The following is a 6650-nucleotide window of genomic DNA, read 5'->3' on the forward strand; positions in this document are numbered from 1 at the left end:
AAAATATCGAAGACCGAAACCGCGCTGGCCGCATGAGCCAGCGACAATCGCGCCGGGCGTCCCAACCCGCCAAACCAAATCCAACCGCTATGAACCTCAATGTCCTGGATCGCTGGCTGCGGCGCATGCAGCCTGAGGGCAAAATCGACAACGTCTCCATGCTCGACGGCTATGTCACCGCCATTGTTGTCGGCCCAGTCTCGATCCCACCCGATGAGTGGTTTACTGACTTGCTCGGCAGCAAGGGTCGTATCGCATCCGCCCACGGTAAAACGCTTGCCGCCATTGAGGCCATCATCCAAAGGCACAACGCAATCAGCGACATTCTCGCCACCGCGCCACAAAACTACGCGCCGATCTTCCAGCGCGGCGATGATGGCACCGTCTTCGCCGAACCTTGGTGCCTCGGCTTCCTCACCGCCATGCATCTGCGCTGGGCCGACTGGAAGCCGCTGCGCGACCCCGTTCGTCCCGAGTTCTGCCTCACCTCACCGATCTTCTTCCACTGCAGCGACCCTGTCGCAGCAACCCTGCATAGCGTTGAGCAAGAAAGCAGCAACGCCGACCCCGACTTGCGTGAAATCTACCACGCCATCCCAATCGTTGTTCCCGCAATCAGAGAATTCTGGATGCTTCACCGCTTCGCTAGTCCGTGATTGAACCAGCAAATACTCAACGTGGGGCCCTCGCATCGGTTACTTTTCACTTCACCCGGCGCTGATCAATTTTGCCATCTCAAGATAGCGGCAGAAGGCGTTCGCCAATTGAATCTGCCGTGGCGTCCGGCATTCCGCTTCGAAGATCTGCAGTGAGCCGACGAGGATCGACGCACACTTGGCGCGAGAGGTGGCGACGTTGAGCCGGTTGAGGCTGTAGAGGAACTCCATCCCGCGCGGTGCGTCCGCGTGACTCGATGTCGCCGTCGAGTAGATGGCGATTGGCGCTTCCTGGCCCTGGAATTTGTCGACGGTGCCTACGCGGGCGCCCGGTAGGCACTGCTGAATCTCGAAGACCTGGGCGTTGTAGGGCGTGATGATGACGATGTCGTGCAGCGTGAGCGGCTTCTCCTGCCCCTCGCGATCGACCCAAGTTGCATTATCAGCGAGGATCGACCGCACGAGATCGCCGATCGCCTGCGCCTCCTCGGGCGAGCAATTCTGGTTCCCGCTGTGCGCAACCGGGAGGAAGTAGAGGCCCGCTCCGCTGATCGGTCCGGCTCCTTTGACGACCTGCTGCTCAAGCCCCTGCTTTGAGTGGAGCTTACGGTCGTAGAAAAGCTCGGAGGTATAGGCGCAGATTTCTGGGTGGAGCCGCCAAGTCTCTTCGAGGAATAGCCCTTTGTCGGCCGGGACCGTTCGTTCCCCTCCAAGAATGTGATCGAACGCCGAGACCTCGGTACCCTCGGGATGGCTCCCCTGCGTAGGCTGATCGAGCTGCTGTGGATCTCCGATCAGCACTACCGCCTTCGCCGCCTGCGACACCGCGAGCACGTTGGCCAGCGACATCTGGGCGGCTTCATCGACAAACAACACGTCCACTGTCTCGAACGCGTCCGGGCGCGACCAAAGCCACGCCGTGCCGCCCCCGACGGCGGCAGAGCCGCTTCTCAACGCGCTGAACAGGTCCTCATTCTTCTTGGCGAAGAAGAGGCGGTGCTGCGGGCCTCCGGCCTCATCCGCCTTTTGGCAGCATTGCAAGGTAATGCCGAGTTCATCGGCGGCCTTGATCGTCGCGTCCACCAGGTTACGGATCACCTTGTGGCTGTTGGCGGTGATCCCGACCTTTTTGCCGCGGCGCACCAGCTCGCAAATCATCCGCGCGCCGGTGAAGGTCTTGCCTGCACCCGGCGGTCCCTGAATCGGCAGAATGCCACCGGCGAAGTGCGCGCAGATCCGAACCGCGGCGTCAACGGTCGTCTCGTCCGCGCGATGCAGCGGCTCGCTTCCGACGCGCGGACGCTCCCGGAGCAGGAGATCGCGCGCCGCTTGGTAAGGCCCGTGGCCTCCCACGCAGTGATCGGCGACGTGGTCGCCGATCCGCACCAGCTCCTCGGCAATGACCTTCGTATCGACATGGCTGTGGGCGAACACGGCCTGCGGATGAAGGTCGGCAGTGTCCTGACGCTTTTTGATATCGACGGTTTCGTCGGCGAATGAGAACGCCTCGACCTTGCCGAGTTTGTCACCACCGAGATTGCGGAGTTCCTCGCCACCGCGAAGCTCGGTCTCTTGCGGCAGGAAGCGATAGCGATGGATCGGCGCCTTGGTGGTGCCGCCGACTACCCCGACAAATTCCAGGCCAGAAAGGCCGGCGCGCTCCTCGCGCAAGTCTTCCGCCGAAAGATCGGCCAAGCGGAAAAACTCCCACCAAACCGCCTTTTCTTCGCGCCGATGCCAATCCAGGATGTTGGCCAAGATCCACCGAGCCTGCTGTTCGTCGCTCCGTTCCGCGGGATCGGCCGGCACATCAGCTATAAGCCTGCCGATCAAGGAATTGATTTTGATCAGCCAGTCGGTGATCTTTTCGTTCGGCGACCCATCGCCCGGCTGCGGGCGGGGCACTTCCGTACCCGCTGCGACCAGCTTGGCCCGCTGCGCTTCGAGCCAGTCGCGCAAGTTCGCCGCGGACCGGCAATCGTCCTCGTTATACGCGCAGACCGTAGTCTTGACGTCGTCTGGAGTCGAAGGCGCGTCGCTAAGTTCCAGATGAGCCTGGAAGTTTGCGAGGGCGGCATTCGCTTCGCTGAGCGGGGTTCCGCGGGTAAAAGCGTAGAAGGGCTCGAGCCGCTTGATCGAATAGCTCTCGACGCTGGCGCGCAGACTGTGCCGCACGATTCGGTAGAGATCGACGAACAGACCGGCGCGGAGCATCCGGTCGATTTCTTCCTGGCGCGTCGCATAGCGGCCCATCAGGCGCTTCAATGCCGCCGGTTCGTATGGGGCGTAATGATAGACGTGTAACCTTGGGAATTTCGCCCATCGCACCATGACGAAATCGACAAACTTCTCGAAGGCGCGCTTTTCATCGACGCGCGTGAGCGCCCAATCGCCCTCATAGGCGAGAGTGCCGTCCGCGCCCTTGAACAGATAACCGAACAGATATTCGAGACCGTGCTCGCCAACAAAAGGATCGCCCTCGAGGTCGAGAAACACATCTCCGTCCGAAGGCTCGGGCAGGCGGGTTAGCCCGAATCCAGTCTCTACCGGGAGCAGCTCGAACTTGCCCGCGCCCGGCGCGCGAGCTTCGACGACGATACGTGCCTGTTCGCGAACGCGGATGAAGGAGTCGGCCGAGCCGCGATCGGGTTTCCAAGCGAGCGACAGTGGCATGCCGGCCAGTGTCTGCACAGTCGCGATGCCATGCGCCTTCAGCTCGTTGATCTGTAATTTGGAGATGCCGGCGACGAGGCAAAGATGGTCATCGTCGCGGCGGCGCTTGTCGCACGTTTCCCGCCAGCGGCAGATGTCGCAATGTTCGATCGGATCGGGATAAGTATCATCGGCGTCTGAGGCGGCCGCAGCGGCAACGAGCGCTCGCTTCACCTTTCGGAAATAGGCCGCGTAATCGGCAAAGCGAAACTGCTGCGGCTGAAACTCTGACCAGGGCGCCACGACATACATGTATTCGGGTGGAAGGCCCTGCATGTCCGAGAGTAGATCGGCATACACGCAGAGTTGGAGAATGGCGCCGGCTTTCGTTTCACGGGCCAGCTTGGTGTCGATCGGTTCATAGGACCAGGCGCCGAGTCCGCTCGGCGCTTCGACGCGACGCAAGATATCGGCCCGCCCATTCCACCCCTGATGCGCCAGGGCCGCCTGGACAATCACCGGAACGCCGCGCCGCATGGCCGAGCGGGTCTCGGCAACGGATGTAGCCGTCACGTCGATGCCGTCGATCCGAACGGGATCGAGCCCCGCGTTTGTCAGATGCTCGACATAGCCCCGCTCATGGTCGGCGCCCCGCTCCGACAGGATTTGCAGAAGAGGATCCCACACCCTCGGCTTCGGTAGCCTGCCTTCAGCCACCAAGCGGTCCAGGACCGTCAGGTGTTTGCAGCTCAGATGCCCGACCAAATCGGTCGCGCTAAATTCGAAGGTAGCCCCGACCTTTTTCATTGGCGCCCAGCCGGAAGACTGTCCTCTGCATCAAGAACGGCGTTGAGGTCGATGATGTGAGTCTTGCTGAAATAGACGGTCAAATCCTGCTCGGCGAGCACCACCTCAAGCTCGTTGTCCGTGAGGGCTTGGAACGCCTCGCGCATGGTTTCCCTGGAGCCGTTGACGAGCCGAAACATCGCGGAGTGGTTCGGGCAAAGGGCTAGATAATTCTGCGGGTGGCGCTTCGTCAGTTCGGGCAAAAACTCGACGACCTCAAAATACTCGCTCCCGTCGATCTTAAAGGGTAGCGGCCCCTTGCAAATTTGGCACGTCACCTCGCCATCGGCGTTGCGGTAATGCTCCCGCAGGTAAGTGTCGGCCTGCGCCTTCACATCCTCGCGGCCGACGGACACCGACCGCTCGCGGATTTCGCTCTGCTTGTCGGGAGCCTGCATCGCCTGCTCGCGTACGTGCTGCGCACGCCGCTCGGGATTGGCGAGCGGCCGATCTGGGATGGCCGATTTTTTGCGGTTTTCGATCTCGGTGAGAATCTTCTCCTGCTCTTCCAAAGACAAATCATTGGCGAAGCGCCGTGCGCGCTCAGCGGCGGCAGCGTCGTCAAACCCGAGGCTCTTAGCAGCAGCGTCCTTCTGCTGCGCCTGGGCCGACTTACGGGCAGCGGTTTCGCCGAACTGAACGGCCTTGAGCCAAGCATAGCCGGGATCGAATGGAAAACCTTTCGGCAAAAGCACACGTAATGCGTCAGCGGGGCGCACGAACTCGCTGTCGCCCTGCGGAACCCACTTTGCAGAACGTAGCCCATGCACAAGGCGGGACCCGGCATATTTCGCGTTATGCGCCGAATTATTCCGATAAACTGCCTGCAAGAATGTAGAGGAAAGCGACGTGAGCGTTTTCCAAATCAGGCGGGAAAGCTCTAGAGACGGCGTTTTGAGCATCTCATCGAGATGAGGAATGAAATAATCGCGGTTGATCCCATACGCCGTCCAAGCTCCACCTGCGGAGCCAAGGGTTGGCCAATCTGGATTACGGTAGCAGGTATCGTGCATGACTTCTAAGCTGACCTTGGCACCTATTTCCTCTGCGAACGCGACAAGATTTTTGTTGGAGATGCCGCATTTTTCATAGCGAGCATGAAGCGCCTTCGGCACGGCATCACCCGTGAGGGCGCCGTAATAGGCGGCCAGGCCGGTATCTAGGTAAGGGTGATCCAGATAGATGCCCTTGGCCGTTTGCCAATCGCCGTCCGCACCCTGAAAAATATAAAATTCACCGAATAGCGATCCGTCGCCCGTTTCTTCGACGAAGGCGACAAAGCGTTTCAAGTCTTGAAGGTAGGTTTTGTCGTCCGGTATTGCAGCTTCGTGCGTGTAGCGGCGCTTGAGGATGAGTTCGATCTGCTCGGCCTCGCCGATCTCACGAACGCCTATTTCCGACAGAAACTTTTTTGCGCCCTCCTTCTCGCTCTTGCCGGTGCCGGAGGCGTAAACCGCCGTGTCCACGACGGGAACGTCCCCGGCCATCGTGCCGGTAGCGAAGAACGCCTGATCGGCCCGGCTTAGATTCCCGTCAGACAGACGCACAATGCGCAAGGTTTTTAGTTGAGACGATACGTTTTGGGCCTCCGCGTGCAGAAGGGCGTAAAGCTCCTGCATCCACGCGGCAGGCTTCTGCTTAAGCCACAACAGAAACTCCGGCTCTGGCTTGATAGGATATAGTCCATTTTCATCGCGCGTACGTTTGCGCAGCGTCTCTATGAACCTGGCCAAGCCCCAATCACGAATTTCCAGTCCTGACAGGAATTGGTCGATCCTATTATTTCGCTGCGTTGCGCCGATGGCCCAAAGCGGCGGCTCGCCATTGTGATCGACCAGAAATGCAATGTCGGCCTCGGACAGCAATTCTTTGAGCGACACCCTGGCCTGAATGAGGCGGCTTGCTGGCGCATGTCCCTTGTCATGCGTCGGTGTGAGGGGCTGCGCTTTCATGGCCGCAATGATCGCGGTGCGGATGCCCTGATAGCGGGGAGGAACCTGATCCTGCGGATTAGGGAGCACGGAAAGGAAGTCGGGGGTCAGAAGCCCGAGTTCCTTGATGCGATGTAGGGACGCGGCGGCGAGCGCCGCAAGCTGCTCAAAAAGCGGTGTGTTGGCCTTCGTCTCCTTGATGCTGGCGCGACTCAACTCCGGCACGAAGGGGCCGTGCAGGTGAAATCTGAGGCCGGAGGCCTCCTTCACTGCCGGGAAGAACACGGCCACGCTGCCCGGCTCGGCGGGGATGATCTTCAACTGGTCCGCCAGGCGCGTAGCGGAATCGAAACTACGAACGCCAGGAAGAATGTCGAGCGGAAAGGCGACAGCGACGCGCTGCTTCTCAAGGCCGGAGACCGCCTTGAGCTGCTGCCGGTTTCGTGGACACCGAGATAAGGTGTTTAACGCGACAGGAGAGCAAAATGGTTCGCAGGCAATATACGCGTGAATTTAAGTTTGAAGCGGTTCGGTTGATCAAGGAACGTGGTGTTTCGGTTGTCCA

General features: G+C 60.2%; 3 protein-coding genes. 1 reads left to right on the plus strand and 2 read right to left on the minus strand.

Features of this window, described 5'->3' with window-relative positions; genetic code table 11:
- Nucleotides 1-656: YecA/YgfB family protein (locus ACYUCQ_RS16025; protein WP_460255557.1), on the plus strand; the 656-nt coding region annotated here is incomplete at its 5' end.
- A 51-nt stretch (nucleotides 657-707) separates the two neighbouring features.
- Here ACYUCQ_RS16025 and ACYUCQ_RS16030 read toward each other — a convergent pair.
- Nucleotides 708-4115, minus strand: coding sequence for a TM0106 family RecB-like putative nuclease (locus ACYUCQ_RS16030; RefSeq protein ID WP_460255558.1), 3408 nt, complete (start codon nucleotides 4113-4115; stop codon nucleotides 708-710).
- Nucleotides 4112-6406, minus strand: a complete 2295-nt coding sequence (locus tag ACYUCQ_RS16035; RefSeq protein WP_460255559.1) for a hypothetical protein — start codon at nucleotides 6404-6406, stop codon at nucleotides 4112-4114. Before ACYUCQ_RS16035 ends, ACYUCQ_RS16030 begins: the two co-directional genes overlap by 4 nt.
- Nucleotides 6407-6650: the final 244 nt, after the last annotated feature.

It is taken from the genome of Acidiphilium sp. MT5 (assembly GCF_054767495.1).